The 25,739-nt window shown below is 73.2% G+C and carries 22 protein-coding genes and 1 pseudogene; 10 read left to right on the top strand and 13 right to left on the bottom strand.

Annotated features, from left to right (window positions below):
* Positions 1-3: 3 nt before the first annotated feature.
* Entirely contained in the window at positions 4-546 is a 543-nt protein-coding gene (locus RBJ77_RS00840; RefSeq protein WP_372343168.1) for an Lrp/AsnC family transcriptional regulator, read from the bottom strand.
* Between the two features lie 60 nt (positions 547-606).
* Between RBJ77_RS00840 and RBJ77_RS00835 the strand changes: the two genes are divergently transcribed.
* Complete coding sequence (locus RBJ77_RS00835) at positions 607-1,842, top strand: PLP-dependent aspartate aminotransferase family protein (RefSeq protein ID WP_372343167.1); 1,236 nt, start codon at positions 607-609, stop codon at positions 1,840-1,842.
* On the opposite strand, the gene RBJ77_RS00830 is transcribed toward RBJ77_RS00835, so the two are convergent.
* The 4 genes from RBJ77_RS00830 to RBJ77_RS00815 form a co-directional block, all read right to left on the bottom strand.
* Entirely contained in the window at positions 1,793-3,217 is a 1,425-nt protein-coding gene (locus RBJ77_RS00830; protein WP_372343166.1) for a GNAT family N-acetyltransferase, read from the bottom strand. The genes RBJ77_RS00835 and RBJ77_RS00830 overlap by 50 nt on opposite strands.
* A 142-nt stretch (positions 3,218-3,359) precedes the next feature.
* A complete protein-coding gene (locus RBJ77_RS00825; RefSeq protein ID WP_372343165.1) occupies positions 3,360-5,996 on the bottom strand; it encodes a DUF6493 family protein in 2,637 nt (878 codons plus the stop codon).
* On the bottom strand, positions 5,993-7,396 hold the full coding sequence (locus RBJ77_RS00820; RefSeq protein WP_372343164.1) for an SWIM zinc finger family protein: 1,404 nt from the start codon (positions 7,394-7,396) through the stop codon (positions 5,993-5,995). The genes RBJ77_RS00825 and RBJ77_RS00820 overlap by 4 nt, the downstream gene beginning before the upstream one ends.
* 213 nt (positions 7,397-7,609) lie before the next feature.
* Positions 7,610-9,193, bottom strand: coding sequence for an alkaline phosphatase (locus RBJ77_RS00815; protein WP_372343163.1), 1,584 nt, complete (start codon positions 9,191-9,193; stop codon positions 7,610-7,612).
* Positions 9,194-9,449: 256 nt separating this feature from the next.
* Here RBJ77_RS00815 and RBJ77_RS00810 point away from each other — a divergent pair, with 256 nt between their 5' ends.
* The gene (locus RBJ77_RS00810; RefSeq protein ID WP_372343162.1) at positions 9,450-9,866 is read left to right on the top strand and encodes a VOC family protein; all 417 of its coding nucleotides are present in this window, start codon (positions 9,450-9,452) and stop codon (positions 9,864-9,866) included.
* Here the strand turns inward: RBJ77_RS00810 and RBJ77_RS00805 are convergent.
* On the bottom strand, positions 9,824-11,269 hold the full coding sequence (locus RBJ77_RS00805; protein ID WP_372343161.1) for a PLP-dependent aminotransferase family protein: 1,446 nt from the start codon (positions 11,267-11,269) through the stop codon (positions 9,824-9,826). The genes RBJ77_RS00810 and RBJ77_RS00805 overlap by 43 nt on opposite strands.
* Positions 11,270-11,362: 93 nt before the next feature.
* Here RBJ77_RS00805 and RBJ77_RS00800 point away from each other — a divergent pair.
* Positions 11,363-12,151, top strand: a pseudogene (locus RBJ77_RS00800) (DMT family transporter); the annotation flags it as partial.
* An 84-nt stretch (positions 12,152-12,235) separates the two neighbouring features.
* Here the strand turns inward: RBJ77_RS00800 and RBJ77_RS00795 are convergent.
* Together RBJ77_RS00795 and RBJ77_RS00790 are read right to left on the bottom strand one after the other, a co-directional pair.
* Complete coding sequence (locus RBJ77_RS00795; RefSeq protein ID WP_372343160.1) at positions 12,236-13,066, bottom strand: alpha/beta fold hydrolase; 831 nt, start codon at positions 13,064-13,066, stop codon at positions 12,236-12,238.
* A gap of 133 nt (positions 13,067-13,199) precedes the next feature.
* The gene (locus RBJ77_RS00790; RefSeq protein ID WP_372343159.1) at positions 13,200-13,856 is read right to left on the bottom strand and encodes an NADPH-dependent F420 reductase; all 657 of its coding nucleotides are present in this window, start codon (positions 13,854-13,856) and stop codon (positions 13,200-13,202) included.
* A gap of 109 nt (positions 13,857-13,965) precedes the next feature.
* Here RBJ77_RS00790 and sigJ point away from each other — a divergent pair, with 109 nt between their 5' ends.
* Both sigJ and RBJ77_RS00780 read left to right on the top strand, forming a co-directional pair.
* Positions 13,966-14,847 (top strand): RNA polymerase sigma factor SigJ, encoded by an 882-nt coding sequence (sigJ, locus tag RBJ77_RS00785; RefSeq protein WP_372343158.1) that lies wholly within the window; start codon positions 13,966-13,968, stop codon positions 14,845-14,847.
* A 313-nt stretch (positions 14,848-15,160) separates the two neighbouring features.
* Entirely contained in the window at positions 15,161-15,922 is a 762-nt protein-coding gene (locus RBJ77_RS00780; protein ID WP_255979840.1) for a GntR family transcriptional regulator, read from the top strand.
* Between the two features lie 350 nt (positions 15,923-16,272).
* Here the strand turns inward: RBJ77_RS00780 and RBJ77_RS00775 are convergent, their stop codons facing one another.
* From RBJ77_RS00775 to RBJ77_RS00765, 3 genes are all read right to left on the bottom strand, one after another.
* Positions 16,273-17,430 (bottom strand): ROK family transcriptional regulator, encoded by a 1,158-nt coding sequence (locus RBJ77_RS00775; protein ID WP_372343157.1) that lies wholly within the window; start codon positions 17,428-17,430, stop codon positions 16,273-16,275.
* A gap of 131 nt (positions 17,431-17,561) precedes the next feature.
* A complete protein-coding gene (locus RBJ77_RS00770; protein WP_255981795.1) occupies positions 17,562-18,221 on the bottom strand; it encodes a response regulator transcription factor in 660 nt (219 codons plus the stop codon).
* Between the two features lie 14 nt (positions 18,222-18,235).
* Positions 18,236-19,453 (bottom strand): sensor histidine kinase, encoded by a 1,218-nt coding sequence (locus tag RBJ77_RS00765; protein WP_372343156.1) that lies wholly within the window; start codon positions 19,451-19,453, stop codon positions 18,236-18,238.
* Between the two features lie 108 nt (positions 19,454-19,561).
* On the opposite strand from RBJ77_RS00765, the gene RBJ77_RS00760 reads away from it, so the two are divergent.
* The 4 genes from RBJ77_RS00760 (at position 19,562) to RBJ77_RS00745 (ending at position 22,636) form a co-directional block, all read left to right on the top strand.
* Positions 19,562-20,491, top strand: coding sequence for an ATP-binding cassette domain-containing protein (locus tag RBJ77_RS00760; protein ID WP_372343155.1), 930 nt, complete (start codon positions 19,562-19,564; stop codon positions 20,489-20,491).
* Positions 20,488-21,222, top strand: a complete 735-nt coding sequence (locus tag RBJ77_RS00755) for an ABC transporter permease (protein WP_372343154.1) — start codon at positions 20,488-20,490, stop codon at positions 21,220-21,222. Before RBJ77_RS00760 ends, RBJ77_RS00755 begins: the two co-directional genes overlap by 4 nt.
* Before the next feature lie 45 nt (positions 21,223-21,267).
* The gene (locus RBJ77_RS00750) at positions 21,268-21,687 is read left to right on the top strand and encodes a hypothetical protein (RefSeq protein WP_372343153.1); all 420 of its coding nucleotides are present in this window, start codon (positions 21,268-21,270) and stop codon (positions 21,685-21,687) included.
* Between the two features lie 142 nt (positions 21,688-21,829).
* The gene (locus tag RBJ77_RS00745; RefSeq protein WP_372343152.1) at positions 21,830-22,636 is read left to right on the top strand and encodes an SAM-dependent methyltransferase; all 807 of its coding nucleotides are present in this window, start codon (positions 21,830-21,832) and stop codon (positions 22,634-22,636) included.
* A 30-nt stretch (positions 22,637-22,666) separates the two neighbouring features.
* Here the strand turns inward: RBJ77_RS00745 and mug are convergent, their stop codons facing one another.
* Both mug and purB read right to left on the bottom strand, forming a co-directional pair.
* A complete protein-coding gene (mug, locus tag RBJ77_RS00740) occupies positions 22,667-23,218 on the bottom strand; it encodes a G/U mismatch-specific DNA glycosylase (RefSeq protein ID WP_372343267.1) in 552 nt (183 codons plus the stop codon).
* Complete coding sequence (purB, locus tag RBJ77_RS00735; protein ID WP_372343151.1) at positions 23,215-24,696, bottom strand: adenylosuccinate lyase; 1,482 nt, start codon at positions 24,694-24,696, stop codon at positions 23,215-23,217. Before purB ends, mug begins: the two co-directional genes overlap by 4 nt.
* A 150-nt stretch (positions 24,697-24,846) precedes the next feature.
* Between purB and RBJ77_RS00730 the strand changes: the two genes are divergently transcribed.
* Positions 24,847-25,707 carry an alpha/beta fold hydrolase gene (locus RBJ77_RS00730; RefSeq protein ID WP_372343150.1) on the top strand — a complete coding sequence of 287 codons (861 nt, stop codon included), beginning with the start codon at positions 24,847-24,849 and terminating at the stop codon, positions 25,705-25,707.
* The last annotated feature ends 32 nt before the right edge of the window (positions 25,708-25,739 follow it).

The raw sequence follows: 25,739 nt of genomic DNA, 5'->3' as shown, positions 1-25,739 counted from the left end.
GAGTCAGAGGGCCGCGCCACCAAGATTGTCCCTGGAATCCGCGGAGCTGCCGGCCGGTCCCGGGACCTGTGGCGCGCCCGGCGGCAGCAGGGGTCCGCACTCCCACTGCTGGAAGATCAACCGGGTCTCGACCCGCGCCACCTCGCGCTGCGAGGTGAACTCGTCGAGCACCAGACGCTGCAGGTCCGTCATGTCCCGCACGGCCACGAGCACCAGGTAGTCGTCGGGGCCCGTGAGGTGGAAGACGGTGCGTGCCTCGGGCAGCGCCCGGATCCGCTCCACGAACGGACCCACGAGCTCCCTGCGGTGCGGGCGGACCTGCACGGACAGCAGCGCCTGCAGCCCGCGGCCCAGGCGCGCCGGGTCGAGTCGCAGCACGTGCCCGAGGATCACCCCGGAGCGACGCAGCCGGGCGACCCGGTCCAGACAGGTCGACGCCGCGACCCCGACCTGCGCGGCCAGATCCCGGTAGGTGGTACGGGCATCGTTCTGCAGCAGCCTCAAGATCTCGAGATCGACCGGATCGAGTACGACGGAATCGGCCATTTGGCGAACGTAGCACGGGAGTTGATCCGGCGACCCCGCCCGATGTTCAGCATGCTGTGCATGGACATCTACGAGGACGTGCCGCACCCCGGGACCCACCCGCGCCCCCGGGCCCTCGCCACCGAAGCCGTGCACGCGGGCCGCGACGATCTCGCCGCCCTCGGCCTGCACGCCCCGCCCATCGACCTGTCCACCACCTACCCGTCCGCCGACAGCCGCGCGGAGGCCGCCCGCATCGACGCGTTCGCCGCCGACGGCGTCCTCGACGACGGCCCGCCCGTCTACGGCCGTCTCGGCAATCCGACCGTGGCCCGCTTCGAGACGGCGCTCGCCCGGCTCGAAGGCACCGAGAGCGCCGTCGCCTTCGCGAGCGGCATGGCGGCCCTGACCGCGGTCCTCCTCGTCCGGCTCGGCGCCGGCCTGCGCCACGTCGTCGCGGTCCGCCCGCTGTACGGATGCAGCGACCACCTGCTGACGGCGGGAGCCCTCGGCTCTGAGGTGACCTGGGTGGACCCGGCCGGCATCGCCGACGCGATCCGCGCCGACACCGGGCTGGTGATGGTGGAGTCGCCGGCCAACCCGACGCTCGCCGAGGTCGATCTGCGGGCCGTCGCCCACGCGAGCGGCTCCGTGCCGCTGCTCGCCGACAACACCTTCGCCACGCCCGTCCTGCAACGGCCCGCGGAGAGCGGTGCCCGGCTCGTGCTGCACAGCGCCACGAAGTACCTGGGCGGACACGGCGACGTGCTCGGTGGTGTGGTGGCGTGCGACGAGGAGTTCGCCCGGGAACTGCGCAAGGTGCGGTTCGCGACGGGCGGCGTGCTGCACCCGCTCGCCGGCTACCTGCTGCTGCGCGGACTCTCCACCCTGCCCGTACGGGTGCGCGCGGCCTCCGCGACCGCGGCGGAGATCGCCCGGCGGCTCGCCGCCGACCCGCGCGTGACGCGCGTCCACTACCCGCGGATCGGCGGCGCCATGGTCGCCTTCGAAGTGGCGGGGGACCCGCACGCGGTGACTGCCGGGGTCGGTCTCATCACCTCGGCGGTCAGCCTCGGCAGCGTCGACTCGCTCATCCAGCACCCGGCCTCGATCAGCCATCGCATCGTGGCCGCCGACGACCGCCGGGCGGCGGGCGTCAGCGACCGGCTGCTGCGGCTGTCCGTCGGCCTGGAGGACGTCGAGGACCTCTGGGCCGACCTCGATCAGGCGCTGGGCCGGGAGGCGGCGCCGGAACTGCTCAGCGGCGTCAGTGGTGCTCGGCCTGCTCCGGAGCCGGCCGTGACACCACCGGCGTAGCGTCGAGCCGGGCCGTGATCACCAGCGTGCCCTCCTCGATCTGGTAGTCGAGCGGCAGGCCGAGGCCGCGCATCGCCGCGACCATGCCCGTGTTGGACGCCTGCGTCACCGCGTACACGCTCTCGCAGCCCGCCTCGATCGCCATCGCGACGAGGCGGCCGAGCAGTTCGGAGCCGACGCCGCGGCGCTGCCAGCTGTCCTCCACGAGCAGCGCGATCTCGGTCTCGTCGCCGTCCCAGAGCAGATGGCCGAGGGCGACGATCCGGCCCGAGGCCGTCTGGGCCGCGACGGTGCGGCCGAACCGCGGGCTGAGCAGGTGGTTGAGATAGCGGTCCGCGTCCTGCACCGGACCGTGGTAGCGCATGCTCAACGTCCGCTGCGAGCACCGCTCGTGCATCGCCTTCGACGCCGCCACGTCGGAGACGTCGGCGCGGCGCACCGTGATCTCGTTCCCCTCGGGCAGCGTCAGGACGTCCTGGCTGCCCGGCACCCGCGGCCCCAGCCGCGAGTCGAGCTCCACCAGGGCGCGGGCGCGCGCGAACTCGGTCGGCGTGAACGGCAGGTACGGCCGCTCCACCGTGATCACCCCGCCCTCCGGCGTGCGCAGCCGCATGACGGTGTCGTCGAAGGCGCCCTCCACCGGCGCGGCGTCGCCGCCGTCGGCCGCGGGGGACACCGCGGGCAGCGACTTGATGGTGCACCTGCCCAGCAACTGGCGCAGCGCCAGCGGCAGTTCGGCCGCGTCGAGCGCCGTGCGCGTGGCCAGGCCGAGGATCCGGGTGGGGGCGTCCACCAGGTCGTGGGCGTCCGCACGCTCGATCCAGGTGCCGGAGCCGCCCGCCCGGGCCACCACCCGGGACAGCTCCGCGGCGGGCACCTCCTGCGGCGCGCGCAGCAGGAACTCGTCCACGGTGCCCTCGGCCAGCGGATGCGTCTGGAGGCTCAGGATGTCGACCCGCAGCCGGGCCAGTGCCGTGCACAACGACGCCAGTGAACCCGGCTGGTCCCGCACCGTCGTCCGCATCCGCCACAGCGTGCTCTGCGAAGGGTCGAGCGGCGCCCCGGCCGACCCCGCCCCGTCGCCCTGCCGCCCGGCCGCCGTCCCGTCCTGGTCCAGGACGAGCGGCCGGGCGCCGGTATCCGCCACCGGCGGCGCATGGCTCGGGCGTCGTGACCACCACACGTGGAATCCGGCCGTGGCGACCAGGACCACCGCCGAGATCACGAGCAGGGCCGGTCCGTCGGGCCCGTGCCCGATCATGTTCGCCACTGCGTCCGCCACCGCCACCGCCGTGAACAGGGCGGCCAGTTCGACCAGATCCCTGCGCCAGTGGTGGGTCGGGCGGCCGTGCTTCACTCGCGTCACATCAGACATGTCTGGACTCATGCATCCACTGTGAAGGAACGGTGTTGCGTGATCACGAACGGTTTGTGACCGATGGGTAAAGAGTGCCTATGCCAGTTTTGGCTGAATTGTTCCGCTGAGGGAGGCAGTGGTCGGCCGGGGCGGGACCGGGTCAGCCGAGTGCCGTGTGCAGCCGGCGCGCCTGCGTCACCAGCCGCGACGACCCCTTCCGCGCCGCCACCTCCGCCACGCCGGATATCCGTCCCTGCGCCCCGGTCCGCTCGGCGCAGTCGGCCGCGATGCCGAGCAGGTCACCGAGGCCGCGCAGCCCGGCCGGACTCTCCTTGCTCGCGAGCAGGGCGGGCAACAGGCCGCGCAGCACCGCGAGCACCGTGGCGTACGCGCCGGTCGACGCGGCCGTCCCCAGCGAGTCGGCGATCCGCGTCGTCTTGAGCCCGCCCAACGCCCAGGCGCGGGCCGTCGCCGCGCCGAGCAACTCGGCGTCCAACTGCCCGCGGCCCGCGAGGATCAGCAGGGCGTCCACCCCGGCGAGCCGGTCCTCCGGATGACGGGCCGCGAGACCGTAGGCCACCGTCAGACGGACGGCGCTCCCCGCCGGCCCCTCGGCCTCGGCGAGCAACGGCAGGTACGCGGCGGCGCCCCGTACTTCGAGCACCGCGCAGTGCGCCACCTCGCGCAGCAGCCTGGCCGCCACCAGCTCACGCCGTCCGGGGAGGGCCGCCAGCCAGTGACTGTGCTCCTGCGGAGTGCCGGACTCCGCGTACCAGTACCCGCGGTCCATGCCCCGGGTCAGCGGCTCCCCGAGCTTGCTGAACGGCTCGGGCAGCCCGTCCCGCAGCTCCGGCACCGCTTCCACGTCGACGAGCAACTGCACGTCGAGGGCGCGCTCCACGCTGCCGGGCTCTGCCGGCTCCGGCGCGGCGAGCCAGGCCGCGACCCGGTCGCCCTCCGTGGTCCCGAGGGCCGCCGCCTCCACCGCCGCGCCCGGTGCCTGCGGGCTGCCGCGGTCGACGCGGAGCAGCGCCTGGGCGAGGTCGGCCTGTCCCGCGCGGGCCCCCGCGGCCGCATAGGCCCTGAGCCGTGCCACCAGGTCGTCGGGGTCGACGAAACCGGAGCTCCACGTCGGTGTCGCCAGCAGGCACGGCACGGGCTCGGCGCGGATCCGGTACGCCGCCTCCCACAACCGTGCGTCGTAGGAACGGCGGAGCGCGAGATCGCTGAACCGGTGCCGGCCCGAATTGCCCGGGTGCTCCTTCGCCTCGTGCAGGGTCCGCGTGTCCACCGCGTCCACCGCGGCGGCCGCCACGACCTCCAGGCCGAAGGGCGCGTCCCGGAAGTACTGCCGGCTGTAGCCCTGCCGGTCCGCGTCGAACCACCAGCGCCGGGACACCGCCGGCAGCAACGCCTCCTTCAGCGCTGCACGGTCGCGGTACGCGTGTCGCATCAGCCCGTCCAGAGTCCGCTCGAACGCGGCCATGTCCCCGCCCGACGCGAGGATCGCGCCGACCTCCTCGGCCACCTCCTGGGCGGAATCCGGCGCGGGCGCGAGGCGGAACGGCTCCGGCGCGGACGGCAGCACCGCCTCGTACGGGCCCTCGGCCGACAGGACGACGCCCAGCACCTCCTGCGCGCGGGGCCGCAGCCCGGCACTCAACTGATCGGCGGCCAAGGCCAGTTGACGCCGGGCCTCGGCGCCGGTCGCCGCGACGTGCCGGGCCACCAGCTTCAGGGCCCGCTCCTGCACCTCCGTGTCCGGATGCCCGAACGCCTCGCCCACCGCGGGCAGCAGCTCGTCCGCTACCGACGGATCCCCCTGCGCCGCACCGCCCTTGAGGACCTTGCCGAGCAGCACGAGCTGCGCCCGCACGAGCTTCTTCTCCGGACGGAACAGCACCGCCGCCGACACGTCGGCCAGCGTGCGCGCCGTCACCCGGCCGTCCGCGGCGAGCGCGCCGAGCACCTTCTGCGCGTGCGCCGCGACCGGCGCCGCGCCGTCCGCACACAGCGCCACCCAGTCCGCGATCCGCTCGCCCTCCTCCTCGCGGGTCAGTGCGAGCGCGTCGAGCACCATCAGGAACAGGCGCGTGTCCGACTGCCGTCCGCCCCGCAACAGCCGGGCCACGCAGGCGTCGACCAGCGCCTTGCGCTCCACGACGCCCTCCTGTGCGAGCGTCGCGAGACCGCGCGGCCAGCTGTGAGGACTGCCGGCGTCGAACCAGTCGAGCCTGCTGCCGATGTCGTCCGTCTCGAACAGCGCCGCGGTCAACTCGCCCACGTGCGGCTCGGCCCGCAGCCGGTCGGCCAGCGGACGGTCGGGCCTGCGCCCCGAGTTGACGTGAAGCACCCAGCCGACGACGTACGCCTCCGTCGTGGGCACCGGGCACCCGGACAGGGCGACCAGCCCCGCCATCAGTTCGTACGGGACAGCGCGCGACTGCGGGAGGGCCGCGAGCCGGTGCGCCACGTCGGCCAGCCACTCCGTCTCCCGGTCGCCGAGCATGTGCAGCACCGCCTGCGGGGCCGCCCCGCGCTGCCACCGCCAGTCGGCGGCGCCCAGCCAGGTCGCGGCCGCCGCGGCCCCCGTGTGGCAGGCGCCGCCGGCCATCTGGAGCGCCGGATACGCCACGCGCGCCCCGGCTCCCCAGGGCTCCGCGCGCAGTTCCTTGCGCAGGGCCTTCAGCTCCGGCAGACAGGTGCGGCGCTCCGCGTCCGTCATGGTGTCGAGCAGCTCGGCCGTCCGGTCCAGATCACCCTTGCGCACCGCCCGCATCAGCACGTCCTGGCTCATCGCGCCCCCTCCGTGATCGTCGTGGCCTCGGCGCCGGCCGCGCCCGGAGCCGTCGCGCCGCGCCGCACCATGCGGACCGCGAGCGCGTGCTTGCAGGGCCCGCGCCCACCTCGATACCTGGCCCACCACATGCACGTACAACTCAACGTCCCCCCGTCCTCGCGGACCCGGTGCACATGACCGTCGTCCGCCGTGACCGTGCCCAACTCGCCCTCCAGCGCCACCGCGCCCGCACGCACCAGGGCCCGGGCGTCCCGCAGCCGCGGGTTGTGCCGCTCCACCCGCCCGGCGTCGTACGGCAGCTCGCGGTGGAAGTACGCCGCCTCCGCCGTGTCGTACCCGACCCGCCCCGACGTGCCGAGCCGCACCAGCGCGGCCCGCACCCGGTCCACCGGCAGCCCGGACGCCGCCGCCAGATCGCCGAGGTCGATCCGCGGCTCCCAGGCGAGCAGCACCGCTATCAGCTCGGCGTCCTCCGCCGCCTGGTCCGTGGCCAGCGACTCCAGCACCCCGCCCTCGCCGGAGAAGCCGCGCGCGGCATCGGGGGAGAGGGTGAGCGTGAGCCGCATCCCCGGCAGGACCGCCTCCCAGGCGCTCGCCACCGCCGCGTCCGACGCCGCCACCGGCCCGTACACCCGCAGCGCCGTCGCGTGCCGCAGCACCCGCTGCAGCGCGACGAGCCGCTCCGGGCCCGGCAGGCAGACGGCGCCCGGCACCGCGCGCGTCGTCGGCCGCAGGCTCCGGCCCGCCGGGACCACCCAGCGCGCTCCCCGGCCCGAACTGCGCGGCAGCGACCGCAGGAACCGCACCGCGTCGGCGGCCGGCAGCTCGGCGCGCAGCTCGAAACCGGCGGCTATGACCTGGGCCTCGGCGAAACCGCGCAGCCAGCGGTCCGGCAGCGGCACCTTCTTCTCCACCACGGGCCCGTCGAGCGTCGTCACCGCCAGCTCCTCCGGACCCACCCGCAGGTGCAGCGGATCGTCGCAGCCGATGCGGGACAGCGCCTCGCGCAGTGGATTGTTCACATCCACATTGGTCGTGCCGTGCCGGACCTCGTCGCCGTCCAGGCCCTCCGCGAGCACGTCCAGGCGGGCGTACACACCGCCGCAGCCGGAGAACGACTCGAACCTCAACCGGTCGCCGCTGCCCGTCACCACCGGGTCGAGCGAGGCCCGCAACTGGCGCTGGTAGTAACGGGCCGCCGCCACGTCCGCCACCGCGAGCAGCCCGGCGGACGCCACCTGTGGCGCCGTCAGGAACCCGGCGAAGAACCGGGGATGGTCCTGCGGGCCCGAGGGCGTGGCACCCCGCGAGGTCTCCAGTCCCAGCAGCGATGAGCCCGCCGATGACTCCAGCGCGGAGGGTCGACGATAGGTCACGGCCTGTGTTGATCGCGTCATGGGAAAACCGTAGAGGCGACCACTGACAATCGGTCCTGACCTGCGACTATCCCTGTCTCAGCGGGAGTTGGGCCGGGCCGGGGAACGCGGCCGGACGATCACTGTCCGTCCCCGTTCCCCGATCTCCCTTCCCCGTTCCCCGTTCCCCGTTCCCCGATCTCCGATCTCCGTTCTCTGCCTGCCGGTCCCCGCTCCCCGGTCAGACCGGCGCGCTCACTGCCCGACGCGCCCCGGCTGCAGCGTCTTCGAGAACAGCACGTCGCCGCCCTCCTGCCGCAGCCGCACCGTCAGCTCGCCGCTGCCGCCGTCGATCTCGACCTCGCCGAAGTACGGCGGCGTCTCCATCGGCGAGGTGTTCGCCCGCGACGGCGCCTTGATGAACGCCTGCTGCGGACCGAACGTCCCGTCGAGCTTCGTCGCCTGGAAACCGCCCGCGGCCAGCGGACCCGACACGAACTCCCAGAACGGCTCGAAGTCCTGGAACGCGGCCTTCGACGGCTCGTAGTGCTGCGCCGACGTGTAGTGCACGTCGGCCGTCAGCCACAGCGTGCCCGTGATCCGGCGGTGCTTGATGTGCCGCAGCAGCTCGGCGATCTGCAGTTCGCGCCCGAGCGGCGCGCCCGGGTCGCCCTGCGCCACCGCCTCGAAGTTCGTCGCGCCGTCCGGCACCACGAGACCCAGCGGCATGTCGGAGGCGATCACCTTCCACGTCGCCCGCGACCTCGACAACTCGCGCTTCAGCCAAGCCAGTTGCTCGGCGCCGAGGATGCCGGTCGCGTCGTCGGCCTGCCGGTTCGCGGAGTTCGCGTTCCGGTACGTGCGCATGTCGAGCACGAACACGTCGAGCAGCGGGCCGTGCCGCAGCGCCCGGTACACGCGGCCCTCGGCGTCGCCCGGCGGCAGCGTCGACACCGGGAAGTACTCGCTGAACGCGCGCAGCGAACGCGCGGACAGCACGTCCGCGTTCTTCTCCGTGTACCGGTCGTCGTTGAGGATCTGGCCCGGGTACCAGTTGTTGTGGACCTCGTGGTCGTCCCACTGCGTGATCGTGGGGACCTGGGCGTTGAAGCGGCGCAGGTTCTCGTCGAGCAGGTTGTAGCGGAACGCGCCGCGGAACTCGGCGAGCGTCTCGGCGACCTTGGCCTTCTCGTCGGTCGTCACGTTGCGCCACACCCGCCCGTCGGGCAGCGTCACGCTGGGCAGAATCGGTCCGTCCGCGTAGATGTTGTCGCCGCTGCACACGAAGAAGTCCGGGTCCAGGGCGCGCATGTCCTCGTAGACGCGGTAGCCGCCACGGTCCGGGTTGATGCCCCAGCCCTGGCCCGCGATGTCGCCCGACCACAGGAACCGCACGTCGGAGCGGCGCCCCACGGGGGAGGTGCGGAACGTGCCGGACACCGGTTCGCTCGTGCGCCGCGGGTCGTCCGGATCGGCCAGCAGGACGCGGTAGTGGATCTGCTCGCCCGGCGGCAGGCCGTGCAGCCGGGTGGTGCCCGTGAAGTCGGTGCCCGCACCGACCAGCGGACCCCGCCATCTGGTCGTCTTCTTGAACGACTCGGTGGCCGAGGTCTCGACGATCATCCGCGCGGGCCGGTCCGAGCGCACCCAGACCAGACCCGAGTGCGCGGTCACGTCACCGGCCTGCACGCCCCAGCCCGCCTTCGGCCGCCCCGACAGGGCGAAGGCGGGCGCGGTCCCGCCACCGATCGCCGGCAGGGCGAGCGCCGCCGACGCGGCGACCGCGCCGCGCAGCACTCCACGGCGGCCGGGCAGGGGACTCTGCGGACGGTGTGACATGGGCGCCTCCAGTGACGGTTCCGACGACGGTGCGGTGCCATGGGTGCGCGACGCCGCGGAGCCACACCTACTGTTTCACCACGGCGCGCACACGAACCCCAAGTGAACAACTGTCCCCGCCGTCAAGGGAACCGGGCGCGCGGCGGCCTCCTCCCGCAGACGTAGGTCTCCGGACGCGGTACGGCCCGTCCGCGTGCCCGATGACCTCAGGTTGCCCGCTGCATAGGCTCGGCGCACCGCGTCGAAAGGAACCCCGATGACCGCAGCACGCCTGTCCACCGCCCACATCCGTGTCGCGCGCCCGTCGAAGGACCTGGCCGCCGCGGAGGCGTTCTGGACCCAGGGGCTCGGCCTGAGCGTGATCTATCGCGCCGAGGGAGGCCCGACCCCGGGTGAGCACGACCTGCTCATGCTGGGCTGGCCGGACGCCACCTGGCACCTCGAACTCGTCCACGAGCAGGCCGCTCCGGTGCCGCCCCGGCCCACCGAGGAAGACCTCCTGGTCGTGTACGTGGACGGCCCCGTCCCGGACGGCCTGGTCGCGCGCCTCGAAGAGCACGGCGGGCAGCGGGTGAAGTCGCCCAACCCGTACTGGAACGAGTGGGGCGTCACCGTGGAGGACCCCGACGGCTACCGCCTGGTGCTGTGCACGCGCGCGTGGTCCAACTCCTGAGCGGCCCGAGCCAGTAGGCGCACCCCTTCGGTGATCCGGGCGGGCGACAGGTGGGCGTAGCCGAGCACCAGAGGGACCCCGTCGCCCGTGCCGCTTCCGTAGTGGCTCAGCGGACGCACCGCCACGCCCGCCGATGCGCACCGGTCGAGGAGGGCGTCCTGCGGGCCGCAGCGGTCCGGGAGCGTGGCGATGACGTGCAGTCCCGCCGCGATGCCCGACACCTCGGTCCCCGGCAGGTGCTCCCGGAGAGCGGCCACCAGCGCGTCCCGCCGCTCCTTGTAGGCGCGTTGGCAGCGGCGCAGCTGACGGTCGTAGTCGCCGCGCTCGACGAACCGGGCCAGGGCCGCCTGGTCCAGCGCCGGATTGCCGAGGTCCATGTAGCGCTTGGTGGCCACGATCTCGTCCGCGAGGCCGTCCGGCACGACCAGCCAGCCGAGCCGAAGCCCCGGCGCCAGCGACTTGCTGACCGAACCGGTGTAGGCGACGTGATCGGGGTCGAGCCCCTGGAGGGCGCCCACCGGCGCACGGTCGTAGCGGAAGTCGCCGTCGTAGTCGTCCTCCACGACGAGCCCGTCCACCTCCCGCGCCCAGTCCAGGAGTTCGGCCCGGCGCCGCGCGGTGTACGCGATGCCGGACGGGAAGTGGTGCGACGGCGTCGTGACCACGGTACGGACCCCGGAGTCCCGCAGCGGCCCCGTACGGAGCCCCTCCGCGTCCACGGGCAGCCGCACCGCCCGCGGACCGGCCGTCGCGAACAGGTCCTCGTACTGGGGGCTCCCGGGATCCTCGACACCGATGCCCTGCTGCCCGCGCGCGTGGAGCACGATCCCGAGCAGCGTCACCGCCTGCGTCACCCCGGAGCACACGATGATCCGCTCCGGATCGGCCACCACACCACGGCGCCGCGTGAGCAGCTCGGCGAGGGCGGTGCGCAGCCGGGGCAGACCCCGCGGGTCCGGGTATCCGAGGCCCTGGTGCGGCAGTTCGGACAACGCGCCCCGCTGCGCCGCCGCCCACGCCGCACGCGGGAACAGCGACAGGTCGGGGCTGCCCGCCACGAAGTCGGCCCGGACCCCGGGAGAGCTGCGCGGGGCGAGGTCCCTGGCCCCCGGCGCCGGCGCCCGGACCGCCTCGCCCACCCAGGTCCCGGCCCCCCGGCCGCTGCGCAGATAGCCCTCGGCGGTCAGCTGCTCGTACGCCTCGGTGACCAGGCCGCGCGAGACCCCGAGGTCGCGTGCGAGATCCCGGCTCGACGGCAGCCGCGTCCCGGGAGCGAGCCGGCCCGTGCGCACCGCCTCCCGGAGTGCGGACTGCAGCGCGCGACCACGCGCGCGTGCCGGAGCGGCGGCAGCGGGCAGCAGCAACTCCCAGGCCGCTGAGGGCGCGAGGGCGTCGGACGTCATCCGTGGACCCTAGTGCGCGATGAGGATTGGTCCTCGAAGGAGTCCGGCAAGTGGACCTCCAACCGGACCAGTCCGCCTCCTAGCGTCGACCTCATGAACGCCACATCCGTACGAGGCTCCCTGCTCGCCGCCGTCGCCTGCATCCTGGTGGGCGGCTCCTTCACCGCCAACAGCGCCCTGGGCCACTACCCGTACGCGGGCGGCCAGTTCCTCCGCTACGGAGTCGCGTGTGTGCTGCTCCTTCCCCTGGTCGGGCGCGGCGGCCTGGCCCCGCTGCGGCGCCTGAAGGGACGGCAGTGGGGGCGGCTGGCGCTGCTCTCGGCCGTCGGGATGGTGGGCTTCAACCTCGCGGTTCTCGCGGCGGAGCGCACGGCGGAACCCGCGGTACCGGGTGTCTTCGTAGGATGCGCACCCGTCGTCGTCGCCGTCCTGGTCCCCCTGCTGGGCGGGCGGCGTCCCCGACGGGCCGTCCTCTACGGTGCCCTGCTCGTGGCCGCCGGGGCGTTCACGGTCCAGGGGTGGGGCCGCACGGACGTGCTCGGGATCGTCTTCTCCGTGGGCGCGCTGTCCGGAGAGGTGGGGTTCGCGGTGCTCGCCGTCCCGGTGCTGCGCCCGCTCGGGCCCCGGCTCCTGTCCTGCACGGTGTGCGCGATCGCCGCGCTGGAGTCGGCGGCCGTGGGCGTGGCCGTGGACGGCGCCGCCTGGCTGCGCGTGCCCGACCGGTCGGAGGCCGCCGCCCTGGTGTGGCAGGCCGTGATCGTCACGGTGATCGGGTTCGTGTGCTGGTACATGGGGATGCAGCGGATCGGCGCCGAGCGGGCCACGCTCTTCTCCGGGCTCATCCCCGTCGCGGCCGCCTGCACCGCACCGCTGGTCGGTGCGGGGGCGTACGGCGTCGCCCAGGGGATCGGCAGCGCGCTCGTCGCCACCGGGGTCGCCCTGGGCTCCGGCGTGTTCGGCCGCCGGTCAGCGGCTGGTGTCGAGGATGACGCGGGCGACCAGAGCCGGGTCGTCGTGCATCGGCACGTGACCACAGCCCGGAAGCCTGACCAGGCGCGCGTCCGGCAGGACGTGCTTGGCGCGGACCCCCTGCCGGCGCACGAGAAGCCGGTCACGGGTGCCCCATGCGATCGTGACGGGCAGCTCGGGGACGGCGTCGCGGAAGAGCACCCCGCGGCCCGCATCGAGGGTCTGGCGGAACCCGGTCGCGTCGCGCAGCGCCAGCGTCTCGGCGACCACGGCCTCCGGTGAACGGCGGCCGGGCCGGGCGTAGATGGTGCTGGTGAGCGCGGCCCGGCCCACGGCGGAGCGGGACAGCCGCTCGATCACCGGCAGCGGCATCGCCCGGGCGCCCTGCCGCATCGCGAGCAGCGTGCCGAACGCGTAGCGGCGCTCGGCCTCGCTCCAGAACCCGGCGGGGGACAGCGCCGTGACGGACCGTACGAGCTTCTCGCGGCCCAGCTCCAGGGCGAGCAGGCCGCCCAGCGAGTTCCCGGCCACGTGCGGCCGCTCGATCCCGAGATGACGGCAGAACGCGTCGAGGACCGGCACCACGCTCGTCAGGTCGTACGCGAGCCCGTCCGGCAGCGCGGGCGACGCCCCGAACCCCGGCAGGTCCACGGCGATGACGTCCCGCTCGGTCGCCAGGATGGGCAGGACCGGCTGCCACGCCTGCCAGTGGTGTCCGATCCCGTGCAGCAGGAGCAGCGGCTCCCCGGCGCCCGCGCGCTCGTACGTGAGGGTCACGGTGCGCGGACCGCCGGGGCTATCGATGGTGAAGGATGCCTGTGCCGCCATGTCGCTCGCTCCCTGTCCCCGCCACGCCGCGACGGTTCCTTAGACTCCTTGTCAGCAACAATTACCGCTGAGTAGCCCCCAGTTCAAGAGGGGGAGCCGAAGAGACGGGACGGAGGGGCTCGGGCGGGTGGGATCAACCGGCCGACCGGATCTGCCAGTTGAAGTCCCCGTGCCCCACGCTGCCGTACATCGTGAGCCACAGGGGCATCATCAGCTCCACCGCCCGCGCCGTCTCGATGCCGCCCAGGTCGATCACCCGGTCCCGCGGCCAGCCGAACTCGCCCAGCAGACCGAGTACCTCCTCCTTGGCCTCCGCGTCGTCCCCGCTGAGGAACAGCTGGTGCTCGCCCGGCACCCTGGACGGATCGGTCATGACGGCGAAGTTCAGCGTGTTGAGCGTCTTCACGACCCGCGCGCGCGGGAACTCCCGCTGCAACTGCGCCCCCACGCTGCCGATGTCGTCCAGCGGTGCGAGCCGTACTCCGCCGTCCACCTGCTCCAGCTTGTTCGACGTGTCGATGACCACCTTCCCTTCGAGCTGCCCGGCCCCGGCCGCCTGCAACGCGGCGAGCGCGACGTGGCCGCCCACCGCCTCGATGATCCGCTGCCCGAACTCGGCGGCGTCCGCGAAGGTGCCCGCGCTCGCCCGCGGACCCGCCTGCTGCGCCCACTCCAGGGCCGCCGGGTTGTCCTTGCTGCGGGCGCCGAGCCGTACCTCGTGCCCCAGCCCGACCAGCTTCCCCGCAAGCGTCCGCCCGACGATCCCCGTGCCCAGAACCGCGTACCGCATCGCAGCCTCCCCGGCCTCCCGCCGACCCTCGGCGCAGGCCCGCCCATTCTGCTGGCGGACGGTTCGGCTCCGCCTGGACAGGCGCCGATTCGTCGGTTGGGATGGGGGCGTGGCCACCGACACCGTGATCGACGTCTTCGAAGAGCACCGTCCCGTTCTGATGGGCGTGGCCTACCGGATGCTGGGCCGTGTCGCCGACGCCGAGGACGTGGTGCAGGACGCCTGGCTGCGCTGGTCCCGGGCCGACCGCGCGGAGGTGCGCGAACCACGCGCCTACTTGGTGCGCATCACCACCCGCCTCGCCGTCGACCGGCTCCGCCAGGAGCAGGCCCGCCGCGAGTCCTACGTGGGCCCCTGGCTGCCCGAACCGCTCGTCACCGACTTCGGGCCCACCGTGCCCGACACCGCCGAACAGGCCGTGCTCGCCGACTCCGTCTCGCTCGCCGTGCTCGTCGTCCTGGAATCCCTGTCGCCACTGGAGCGGGCCGTGTTCGTCCTGCGGGAGGCCTTCGGCCTGCCGTTCGCCGAGATCGCCACCATCCTGGAGCGCGGCGACAGCGCGGTGCGTCAACTCGCCGCCCGTGCCCGCAAACACGTCGAGGAGCGCCGCCCCCGCTTCGACGTGGACCCGGCCCAACAGCGCGACCTCACCGAGAGGTTCCTGGCCGCCGCCTCCGAGGGCGACCTGGACGGCCTCATGGCGCTGCTCGCCCCGGACGTCCGGCTCGTCGGCGACAGCGGCGGCAAGGCCAAGGCTCCGCTGCGCGTCGTCGAGAGCGCGGACAAGGTGGGCCGGTTCATGATCGGGGCCGCGCGGCTGGGCGCCGACACGGCCTTCGAGTTCCGTTTCGTGGAACTCAACGGCGGCCTCGGCCTGCTCGCCCTCGTCGACGGCAAACTCGACGCGGCTTTCCAACTGGGCGTGTACGAAGGCAAGATCCAGGGCGTCTATATCGTGCGCAACCCGGACAAGCTTCAGTCGCTCCTGTAGGCAGCGCTCTTCGTTCCCCCTGCGCGGCGATCCGGCGCGCTGTCGAGGCCCGCCCCGAACGCAACCCTCCCGGTCGGGGCGCTTCTTCGCGCCTTCTCATGTCCGATTCATGCGGGTCTCACGAACGCCGTATGAACGGATCGCGGCCCTCCGTGAACGCTCTGCGGCAAGGCCCCTGTGCGCGCCGTAACCGATCGAGGATTGGTCTTGACCAAGTCTGGGGGCGGGCCTACGCTCGCAGAGATAGTGCAGGAACCTTTAATAAACAAGGGCGCTAAAAAGCCGCCGGGACACGGCGATTGCGGAGGACAGGGTGGGGACCACGCAGTTGGAAGCGGCACCGGAGCCGAAGTACTGGCACCTGAAGACCGTGCTCAGCGAGGCGCTCGACTCGGAGTTCGCCGTGGGGGAGATCCTGCCGAACGAGCGTGATCTCGCGGCCCGGTTCGGTGTCGCCCGCGCCACGCTCCGACAGGCCCTCGAGCAGCTCGAACTCGAAGGCCGGCTGCAGCGCCGCCGCGGCGTCGGCACGACCGTCGCGCCGCCCCGGGTGGGCGTCGCCGTCGCCTCCACCGACCAGGACTGGCCGGGCGCCAGCGGGGACGCCTGGCAGGCCGTGGACTGCACGCCGGACGTTCCGCCGGCCGCCGTCGCGGGCATGCTGGAGACCGCCCCCGGCGAGACCGTGCACGTCCTGCGGCGCACCCGTGTCTCGCACGGGCAGCCCGTCGCCGCCGAACTGCTCTACGTGCCCTCGTCCTCGGTGCCCGACCTCACCGCCATAGACGCTCCGTCCGGTGCCGCACGCGCGCGTGCCGTCCTGCGCGAGCTGCAGCGCTTCGGCCTCGACGGCCAGGACCGCGCGGTCGAGCTCGGTTCCGCCCGCGCCGACGACGCCAAGGAACTCGACCGCCTCCCCGGCGCCCCGGTCCTCGTCGTCACCACCCGCTACTTCAGCGAGGGCATCACGGCGGCGGTCTCCGTGGCGACGTACCGAGCGGACACCTGCCGCCTGACCTTCGGCGACACAACAGGCGTAGAAATCCACCACCCCGCCCACCCCCAGGCCTCCTGACACCGGGCGCCCCTCCAGGGGCACGGGGAACTGCGCAGAACACCCCACGCACGTTCAGCCGCCATGCACCCCAGGGGTCAGTCTCGGGGGCGTCGCTTCTAGGGGCGCGGGGAACTGCGCAGAACACCCCACGCACGTTCAGCCGCCATGCGCCCCAGGGGACAATCTCGGAGGCCCTTTCAGGGGCGCGGGGAACTGCGCAAGACCCCCCCACGCACCTTCAGCCGCCAAGCATCCCCAGCCGGCACCCGCGCGAGCGCCCCTCCAGGGGCGCGGGGAACTGCGCAAAACCCCCCACCCACGCCCACCCGCCACACAACCCGAACCGCGGCCCACACCAGGCGCACGGCTCACTGGCGGGCCGTCACCGTGCTCTCCGTGGCGAACAACTGCTCCTCCACATGATCCAGGGCCAACCGCAACGCCCCCGTAGCCACAGCAGCCTCACCCAGCAGCGACAGAGTCACCCGAGGCGGCCGGAGGCAGTACCGCTCCAGCTCCCGCCGCAGCGGATCGAGCACACCGTCGAGCCCGGCGGCCCACCCGCCGACCACGACAAGCTCGGGATCCAGCGCGAGCACCAGCGCCGCGACATCGTGCACGAGCCGCTGGATGAAGCGCTCGACCGCGGCCCCGGCCCGCTCGTCGCCCTCCCGCGCCAGCGCGAACACCTTCGCCACGGCCTGCTCGTCCAGCGGATGCAGCGGCTCGTCCGTCGTGGACAGCAGCGTCTCGGGCCGCACCTCGCGGCCCAGCAGATGCAGCGCCCCGATCTCCCCGGCGGCGCCCCCGAACCCCCGGTGCAGCCGCCCACCGATCAGCGCGCCCGCCCCGGGGCTGAGCCCCGCCATGACGAACACCATGTCGTCCGAGTCGACCGCGGCGCCCTTCCAGTGCTCGGCCACGGCGGCCGTGTTCGCGTCGTTCTCCACGAGGACCGGGCACTTGAACGAGCGCCGCAGCCGTTCGCCGAGCGGCAGCCCGGTCCACCCGGGCAGCGCCGTACCGAGCCGCACCGTCCCGTCCGCGTCGACGATGCCGGGGCTGGCCACGCCGACCGCGCGCAGCGATCCACGGGGCACCCCCGCCCGGCGCAGCAGATCGGCGACGGCACCGCGGCCCCGCTCGATGCGCTCCTCCGCCGAAGCGGTCTCGTCGACGTCCTTGGACGCCGAACCGACGATCCTGCCGTCCAGCGCCGAGAGCACCGCGGCCACCCGGTGCGCCCCGATCTCCAGGCCGAGCAGATGACCGGCCTCGGCCCGGAAGCGGAACTTCCGGGCGGGCCGTCCCTGACGCCGTGCGCCCGGCTCCTCGACCGTGGTCTCCATGACGAGTCCGGCCTCGATGAGCCCCTCGACGACCCCCTCGACGGTCGGCCGCGACAGGCCGGTCACCCGGGTGATCTCCGTGAGCGTCGCGAAATCCGTGGCGCGCAACGCGTGCAGCACCACCGCGGAGTTGATCCGCCTGAGCAGAGAGGGATCCCCGCCGGTCAGCTGCCCCAACGTCCGTCCTCCCAGCAGTTGCGCGTGTTCGCCGGATGCTACTCGCAGAGGACCGCGGCGGCGAGAGCCGGGTGCACTTCTGCGGCCCCGTCCGCTCACCCGGGCAGGGCGCGAAACGGACGGAACGGGCCTCAGCCCGGCGCCACGAAACCGGATTCGTAGGCGGCGATCACCGCTTGGGTCCGATCGCGCGCCCCCAGCTTGGCCAGCACGGCGCTCACATGCGATTTCACGGTCTCGGTGCCGACGACGAGATCCGCGGCGATCTCCGCGTTCGACAGGCCGCGCGCCATCAGCCGCAGCACCGCACCCTCGCGCTCGGTCAGCGCCGCCCGCTCCATCGCCGCACGCGCCGGGGCGGTGCCGTACTCGGCGGCCAGCTTGCGCACGGCGGCCGGGAAGAGGAGGGACTCGCCCGCCGCGACGAGCCGTACGGCGTGCACGATCTCGGCTGGCCTCGCCCGCTTCAGCAGGAAGCCGTCGGCCCCCGCGCGCAGCGCCCCGTAGACGTACTCGTCGTTCTCGAACGTGGTGATCACCAGGATCTTCGGCGGATCCTCGACCGAGCGCAGCACCGCACGCGTGGCCTCGATCCCGTCGAGCAGCGGCATGCGTACGTCCATGGCGATCACGTCGGGCCGCAGTTCGCGCACCAGCGGAACGACCGCGGCGCCGTCCGCCGCCTCGCCCACCACCTCGATGTCGGGCTGCGCCGCCAGGACGGCGCGCAGTCCCGCGCGGACCAGGGGTTCGTCGTCGACGAGGAGAACCGTGACAGAGGTGACAGACACGCGGTCAGCGTAGATCACCCCACCGGGAGTTCGACGTGCACCTGCCACTCGTCGCCGACGGGACCCGTCCGGGCCCGGCCGCCGAGCAGCGCCGCCCGCTCCCGCACCCCGCGCAGCCCGCTCCCCGTGCCCCCGGCGCCGGACGCGCCACCGGTGGACAGCGGATTTCGCACCTCCAGGACCAGCCGGCCGTCCCCGACCGCGAGCGACACCCGGACCGGCACGGTCCCGGAGTGCCGCAGCACATTGGTGAGCGCCTCCTGAAGGATCCGGTAACCCTCCCGCGAGACCGGCCCCGGCACCGTCTCCAGCGGGCCGCACACCTCCGCGTCCACCTTCGCCCCCGAGGCCCGCGCCGAGTCGAGCAGCCGGTCCGCCTCCTGGAGCGTCGGACGGCGGCTCGCCGGCTGCTCCGCCTCCCGCAGCACCACGAGGACCCGCTCCAGGTCCTCCAGGGCCGCCCTGCCGGTCTCCTCGATGGCGTCCAACGCCCGCTCCGTGAACGCCGGATCACCCGCCGCGCGTGCCGCCCCCGCCTGCACCACCGCGACGGTGAGCGCGTGACCGATCGAGTCGTGCAGCTCCCGCGCGATCCGATTGCGCTCGAGAAGCTGCTCGGTGCGCTCCTCCAGGGCGGCGAGCCGCTCGGCGGACGACGGACCGAGCAGCGTGTGGGCGACCCGCGCCATCGCCCAGCCCGCGCCCACCACGACGTACAGCAGGACGAACAGCGTCACGGGGATCAGCAGCCCGTACCACCAGCCGGTGCCCGGCAGGGTGACCACCGACGCGGAGTGCGTCGCCGTCCCGGCGGCCGCCGCGGTCATGTCCAGGACCAGGGCCATCACCTGCCCCGAGAGCAGGGCCACGGTCAGTCCGAGCAGCAGGCGCACGACGAGCCACGCCGACGTCCTGCCCCGGTCGCGCCACGAGGTGGACGGCGCCACCGAGACGTCGCTCTCCGCACCGTGCCCCGCCACGCGCGCGTGCCCGCCGGGAAACAGCATCAACCGCGCCTGGAGACCCTCCGCGCGCCGCACGAGAGGAACCAGACCCGCCAGCGCGAGCAGCGGCACCGGGACCAGGTACACGAGAACCCAGTCCCGCAGCGTGGGTTGGCTGAGCCCGGGGTACACCGCGGCGCACACGAAGGCGAACGCGCCGGCACACAGCAGGTGCAGCCAGCGGGTGTACGTCACGGTCCGCGTCAGCGGCCTCAGGAAGCGGGGCATGCCGTCATCGTGCCAGCCGCCGAGGGCCCGGCGGTTCCCCCGTGCGGGGGAGACGATCTCCACCGGCGGGGGAGGCCCGCCACCCCCGACGCACGCGAGGCTGACGTCATGACCAGCATCGACGTCCAGGACCTCACCAAGGAGTACGGCACGACGCGCGCCGTGGACCGGCTGACCTTCAGCGTCGCACCCGGCCGCGTCACCGGCTTCCTCGGCCCGAACGGCGCCGGAAAGTCCACCACCATGCGCCTCGCGCTCGGCCTCGACCGACCCACCCGCGGAACGGCGCTCGTCGGCGGCCGCCCGTACGCGACGTACGGCGAACCGCTGCGCGTGGTGGGCGCGCTGCTCGACCCGCAGGCCGCCCACGGAGCGCGCACCGCCCACGCACACCTCGCGGCGCTCGCCGCCAGCAACCGCATCCCCCTGCGCCGCGTCGACGAGGTGCTGGAACAGGCGGGGATCGCCGCGGTCGCACGGCGGCGCGTCAAGACGTTCTCGCTCGGCATGCGGCAGCGCCTCGGCATCGCGGCGGCGCTGCTCGGCGACCCCGAGGTGGTCATGCTGGACGAGCCGTCCAACGGGCTCGACCCCGAAGGCATCATCTGGATCAGGGAGTTGATGCGCGACCTGGCCCGCGCCGGCCGCACCGTCCTCGTCTCCAGCCACCTCATGAACGAGACCGCCACCTTCGCCGACCACCTCGTCGTCCTGGGCTGCGGGCGGCTGCTCGCCGACACCCCGATGCCGGACTTCATCGCCGCGCACACCGCACGCCGCGCCCACGTCCGCACCACCGACCCCGGCCGGCTGCGCGCCGCACTCACGCGCGCGGGTCACCAGGTGGCCGTCGCCGACGACGGCCGCTGCACCGTCGACGGCGCCACCGCGGCGGAGGTGGGCGCGCTCGCCGCCGCCGACGGCATCCCCGTCCTCGAACTGGCCGACGAGCAGGCCTCGTTGGAGCAGGCCTACCTCGCCCTGACCGCGCACGAGGCCGAGTTCGCCGCCACCCCCCTCCAGGAGGCCCGACCGTGAGCACCACCGCCGTACTGCACTCCGAGTGGATCAAGATCAGGTCGCTGCGCGGCAGCTTCGGCTCGCTCCTCGCGGTCTTCGCGGCCACCCTCGCCGTCACCGTCCTGGCCTTCGCCACCATCGGCCAGGCCGAGGCCGACGACAGCGAGGACCTCCTCCTCGGCGCCTTCTACGCCCTCAACTTCGGTCAGATCGCGGCGCTCGCCTTCGGCGCCACCGCCGTCTCCTGCGAGTACCTCAACGGAGCCCTGCGCGTCTCCCTGTCCGCCGTCCCGCGGCGCGGCCTGTTCTACGCGGCCAAGATCGCCGTCGTCGGCGGCTGCGCCTTCGCCGTCGGCACGCTCACGACGTTCGCGACGTTCCTCGCCGGGCAGGCGTTCATGGGGTCCTACGCGCTGGGCCTCGGCGACCCGGGGGCCGTGCGGGCCTGCTTCGGCGGCGGTGTGTACCTCGCGCTGATGGCGCTGCTCGCGGCAGGTCTGACGGCCGTCCTGCGCAGCGCCGTCGCCGTGTTGAGCATCCTCGTCCCGTTCCTGCTCATCGTGTCGTTCGTCGTCGGCGACGTGGCGGGCTCGGCCGCCGACTTCCTGCCCGACCGGGCGGGGCAGCAGGTCCTGCGGCAGCACGCCGTGGGGTCGCTCGGGCCCTGGACGGGGCTCGCCGTGACCGCGCTGTGGGCCGCCGCCGCCGTGCTCGCCGGGTGGTGGGCGGTCCGGCGCAGGGACGCCTGACCGGGGACCGGCCCGTTGTCAGTGGCGGGCGTTTTACTGGGATCCATGAACACCGCGGAGCAGCTCGCGACGATCGACCTGCTGTGGGCCGGCCCGTTCCCGGACGTCCACGGCAGGTCGGACGTGGGCTGGAGCGGACCCGGTTACGTGATGGCCGAGCTGGCGGAGCGCGACGGGGTGCGCGATCTCGCCGAGGCCAGGGCGGACGCCGACCGGGACGCACTCTCGGCGGTGCTCGCCGCCCGCTGGGGAGCCCCGGACCAGCTCAGTCTGTGGAGCATGAACACGCGGGCGCTGGAGTTCGGCGAGGAGATACCCGAGCCCTGGGGCTGGCTCAGCGCCTGCGCCCAGGAGATCCACCTGTGGAGCGTCGGCGAGCGGTGGGTGGCCCTCGCCGTGTCCCGGCAGGGCGACGGAGAGCCGTACCAGCTCCTCGCCGTGATCACCGACATCGCTCCGCCGTAGTCCCCGCACAGGACACAAGTCCCCGCGCAGGACACACGTGCGGAACTCCCGTGCCACCATGGGATCTTGAGCCCGGCCACAGCCGCCACCGCGGCCGTGCTCCACCACCGCAGCACATCGCACACCGCACGAAGGAGAGCACATGAGCGACGACAGCGCGCAGCAGCCGGGGGAGCGGATCGCCAGCCACATCGCGCACAACGCCCGTGTGTGGAACTACTGGCTGGGCGGCAAGGACCACTACGAGGTGGACGAGCAGGTCGGCGACATGGTCACGTCCATGTACCCGAGCATCGGCGAGGTCGCCCGCGCCGACCGCGCCTTCCTGGGCCGGGCCGTCACGTTCCTGGCGGGCGAGGCCGGCATCCGCCAGTTCCTCGACATCGGCACGGGCCTGCCGACCGTGGAGAACACGCACGAGGTCGCGCAGCGCATCGCGCCCGACTCCCGCATCGTGTACGTCGACAACGACCCGATCGTGCTCACCCACGCGCGCGCCCTGCTCACGAGCTCTGCCGAGGGCGCCACCAGCTACGTGGACGCCGACGCCCACGACCCGCGGGCCATCGTCGAGGCCGCGTCCGACACGCTCGACTTCGACCGGCCCGTCGCGATCATGCTCCTGGGCATCCTGAACTTCGTGCTCGACACCGAAGAGGCCACGTCCATCGTGCGCCGTCTGGTGGACGCGATCCCGTCCGGCAGTTACGTCGTCCTCACCCACCCCACGCTGGAGCTGGGCGGGGAGGGCAACGCGGACGCGATGAAGTTCTGGAACGAGAACGCGACGCCCCCGATCACCGCCCGCTCCGGCGCCGACGTGAAGGCGTTCCTCGACGGCCTGGAGCTCGTCGAGCCGGGCCTCGTCTCCTGCGCGCGCTGGCGCACCGACGGCACGGAAGAGGGCCCGCTGGTGGCCCAGTTCGGGGTCGTCGCCCGTAAGCCGTAGCGGCCAGGGCCCGTCTCACGGAGACAGGCCCTAGGACGGATCGGCGGAGGCGTCCCGCAGTCGTGCGTACTCCTCCGCCATGGCCGCCGTCGACCAGTGCGCGTTCAGACCGCTGGGATTGGGCAGCGCCCACACCCGCGAACCGCCGATGGTGCGCTCCTGCGGCCCGATCTTCGCCCTGGGCTCGCCGAAGGCCGACCGGTACGCGGTCACGCCCACCACGGCGAGCCAGGCCGGCTTCAGCCGCGCGACCTTCTCCGTCAGGAGCCGGCCGCCCTCGCGGTACTCCGCCGGGCTCAGCTCGTCGGCGCGCGCCGTGGCCCGCGCGACGACGTTGGTGATGCCGAGCCCGTACGACAGCAGTTCGTCCTGCTCGGACGGCTTCAGCTGCCGGGGCGTGAAGCCGGACAGGTGCAGCACCGGCCAGAAGCGGTTGCCCGGCCGGGCGAAGTGGTGACCGGTCGCCGCACTCATCAGACCCGGATTGATGCCGCAGAACAGGACCCGGAGGCCGTCGCCCGCGACGTCCGGGAGCTGGAGGCCGCGAGCGGCCTCCAGCTCCTCGGTGGTGAGCCGCGTCAGAGGATCGCCCCCGGCGCGTAGCCGGCGGCCTCCGGGTGCTGCTTCACGATCTCGTCGACCCGCGCGACGATCTGGCCCACCTGGCCGGCGGCCGCGCCGGTGAACGACAGCTTGTCCGCCATCAGTTCGTCGAGCTGCGCACGGTCCAGCGGGATGCGGGAGTCGGCGGCCAGCTTGTCGAGCAGCTCGTTGCGCTCGGCGCCCTGCTCGCGCATCGCGAGGGCCGAGGCCACCGCGTTCTCCTTGATGGCCTCGTGGGCCTCCTCGCGGCCGACGCCCGCGCGCACCGAGGCCATGAGCACCTTCGTCGTGGCCAGGAACGGCAGGTAGCGGTCCAGCTCACGGGCGACGACGGCGGGGAACGCGCCGAACTCGTCGAGCACCGTCAGGAACGTCTCCAGGAGACCGTCCAGCGCGAAGAACGCGTCCGGCAGCGCGACCCGGCGCACCACCGAGCAGGACACGTCGCCCTCGTTCCACTGGTCTCCCGCCAGCTCGCCGGTCATCGACGCGTAGCCGCGCAGGATGACCATGAGGCCGTTGACGCGCTCGCAGGAGCGGGTGTTCATCTTGTGCGGCATCGCCGACGAGCCGACCTGGCCCGGCTTGAAGCCCTCGGTGACCAGCTCGTGGCCGGCCATCAGGCGGATCGTCTTGGCCAGCGAGGAGGGGGCCGCGGCGAGCTGCACGAGCGCGGTGATGACCTCGTAGTCCAGGGAGCGCGGGTAGACCTGGCCGACCGAGGTGAAGGCCTGGGCGAAGCCCAGGTGCCCGGCGATCCGGTCCTCCAGGTCGGCGAGCTTCGCGGCGTCGCCGCCGAGCAGGTCGAGCATGTCCTGGGCGGTGCCGACCGGGCCCTTGATGCCGCGCAGCGGGTAGCGGCCGAGCAGCTCCTCGACCCGGCCGTACGCGACGAGCAGCTCGTCGGCGGCGGTCGCGAAGCGCTTGCCCAGGGTGGTGGCCTGCGCGGCGACGTTGTGGGAGCGGCCCGCCATGACCAGCTCGCCGTACTCGCCGGCCAGCTTGCCCAGGCGCGCGAGGACGGCGACGGAGCGGTCCCGGATCAGCTCGAGGGAGAGCCGGATCTGGAGCTGCTCGACGTTCTCCGTCAGGTCGCGGGACGTCATGCCCTTGTGGACCTGCTCGTGCCCGGCGAGCGCGTTGAACTCCTCGATGCGGGCCTTCACGTCGTGCCGGGTGACCTTCTCGCGCTCGGCGATGGAGGCCAGGTCGACCTGGTCGAGCACCCGCTCGTAGTCGGCGATCGCGGCGTCCGGCACCTCGATCCCGAGGTCCTTCTGGGCCTTCAGCACGGCGAGCCAGAGCTGTCGCTCCAGCTTCACCTTCTCCTCCGGCGACCAGAGGGTGGCGAGCTCGGCGGAGGCATAGCGTCCGGCGAGAACGTTCGGGATACGGGGCTTGGCAGGCGCAGTCACGTGTACGGAGTTTACCGGGCGTCCGTACAGGCTCCGAACCATCAGCCAGATGTAGGAACCTACAGGTCACGGGCCCTTTGCCCGCGCCGCCCGCCCACCCTTGACAATCCCCTGCCCTGGGCGTTGCATACAAGTCGTTGTGCAACTATCGGTTGGTTGCGTGCAGATAACGCACGAGAGTGAGTTCAGGTCATGACCGTCACCAAGGAATCCGCAGCCCGCGACATCACGCTTCCGTCGGGCCTGCGCCTGCGCTACTACGAGGCCGGGGAGCGCGGGGGCGTCCCCGTCGTCCTGCTGCACGGCTCGGGTCCCGGCGCGACCGGCTGGTCGAACTTCTCCGGGAACCTGGGCGCGATCGCCGACGCCGGATTCCACGTCCTCGCACCCGACATGCCGGGCTGGGGTGACTCCGACGCCCAGGCGACCAAGGACATGGACCACGACACGACGCTCACGGAGTTCCTCGACGCCCTCGGGATCCGGACGGCGGCCCTCGTCGGCAACTCGATGGGCGCCCACACCGCGATCCGCTTCGCCACGCTGCACCCCGAACGCCTCAGCCACCTGGTGACCATGGGCGCCTCGCTCGGCCGCGGCCCCGCCACCCTCTTCGGCGCGGGCGACGGGCCGAGCGAAGGCCTGAAGGTGCTCGTCAGGGCGTACAAGGACGCCAGCCCGGAGAACATGCGGGCGCTCGTCGAGATCATGACGTACGACAAGGAGCGCTTCGCGACCCCGGAGCTCACCCGGGCCCGTTCGGAGGCCGCGCTCAGCCGCCCCGACCACCTCGCCAACTATGTCGAGGGGCTCGCGCACGGCGCCCCCATCCCGGTCCGGGTCGACCGCGACAGGATCCCCGGCATCACGGCGCCGACCCTGCTCGTCCACGGCAAGGACGACCGGGTCCTGCCCTACGAGATCAGCCTGTGGCTGCTGGCGAACATCCCGGACGCCCGGCTCGTACTGCTCAACCGCTGCGGCCACTGGGCGATGATCGAGCACGCCGCCGAGTTCAACCGCCTCGTCGTCGACTTCCTGTCGCACAACTGAGCCGGCCCGACCCGACCCCGAACTCGATCGGA

Origin of the sequence: Streptomyces sp. KL116D, assembly GCF_030766975.1 — a bacterium.
Lineage (GTDB): Bacteria > Actinomycetota > Actinomycetes > Streptomycetales > Streptomycetaceae > Streptomyces > Streptomyces longispororuber_A.
This window is presented reverse-complemented; position numbering and strand designations above follow the sequence as displayed.

Coding starts and splice junctions, on each gene's coding strand:
- RBJ77_RS00790 (WP_372343159.1), bottom strand. CDS start 13,856: ATGCGGTACGCGGTTCTGGGCACGGGGATCGTCGGGCGGACGCTTGCG.
- RBJ77_RS00765 (WP_372343156.1), bottom strand. CDS start 19,453: ATGCCCCGCTTCCTGAGGCCGCTGACGCGGACCGTGACGTACACCCGC.
- RBJ77_RS00815 (WP_372343163.1), bottom strand. CDS start 9,193: ATGTCACACCGTCCGCAGAGTCCCCTGCCCGGCCGCCGTGGAGTGCTG.
- RBJ77_RS00820 (WP_372343164.1), bottom strand. CDS start 7,396: ATGACGCGATCAACACAGGCCGTGACCTATCGTCGACCCTCCGCGCTG.
- RBJ77_RS00745 (WP_372343152.1), top strand. CDS start 21,830: ATGAGCGACGACAGCGCGCAGCAGCCGGGGGAGCGGATCGCCAGCCAC.
- purB (WP_372343151.1), bottom strand. CDS start 24,696: ATGGTTCGGAGCCTGTACGGACGCCCGGTAAACTCCGTACACGTGACT.
- RBJ77_RS00825 (WP_372343165.1), bottom strand. CDS start 5,996: ATGAGCCAGGACGTGCTGATGCGGGCGGTGCGCAAGGGTGATCTGGAC.
- RBJ77_RS00750 (WP_372343153.1), top strand. CDS start 21,268: ATGAACACCGCGGAGCAGCTCGCGACGATCGACCTGCTGTGGGCCGGC.
- RBJ77_RS00730 (WP_372343150.1), top strand. CDS start 24,847: ATGACCGTCACCAAGGAATCCGCAGCCCGCGACATCACGCTTCCGTCG.
- RBJ77_RS00840 (WP_372343168.1), bottom strand. CDS start 546: ATGGCCGATTCCGTCGTACTCGATCCGGTCGATCTCGAGATCTTGAGG.
- RBJ77_RS00810 (WP_372343162.1), top strand. CDS start 9,450: ATGACCGCAGCACGCCTGTCCACCGCCCACATCCGTGTCGCGCGCCCG.
- RBJ77_RS00805 (WP_372343161.1), bottom strand. CDS start 11,269: ATGACGTCCGACGCCCTCGCGCCCTCAGCGGCCTGGGAGTTGCTGCTG.
- RBJ77_RS00830 (WP_372343166.1), bottom strand. CDS start 3,217: ATGTCTGATGTGACGCGAGTGAAGCACGGCCGCCCGACCCACCACTGG.
- RBJ77_RS00760 (WP_372343155.1), top strand. CDS start 19,562: ATGACCAGCATCGACGTCCAGGACCTCACCAAGGAGTACGGCACGACG.
- RBJ77_RS00795 (WP_372343160.1), bottom strand. CDS start 13,066: ATGGCGGCACAGGCATCCTTCACCATCGATAGCCCCGGCGGTCCGCGC.
- RBJ77_RS00835 (WP_372343167.1), top strand. CDS start 607: ATGGACATCTACGAGGACGTGCCGCACCCCGGGACCCACCCGCGCCCC.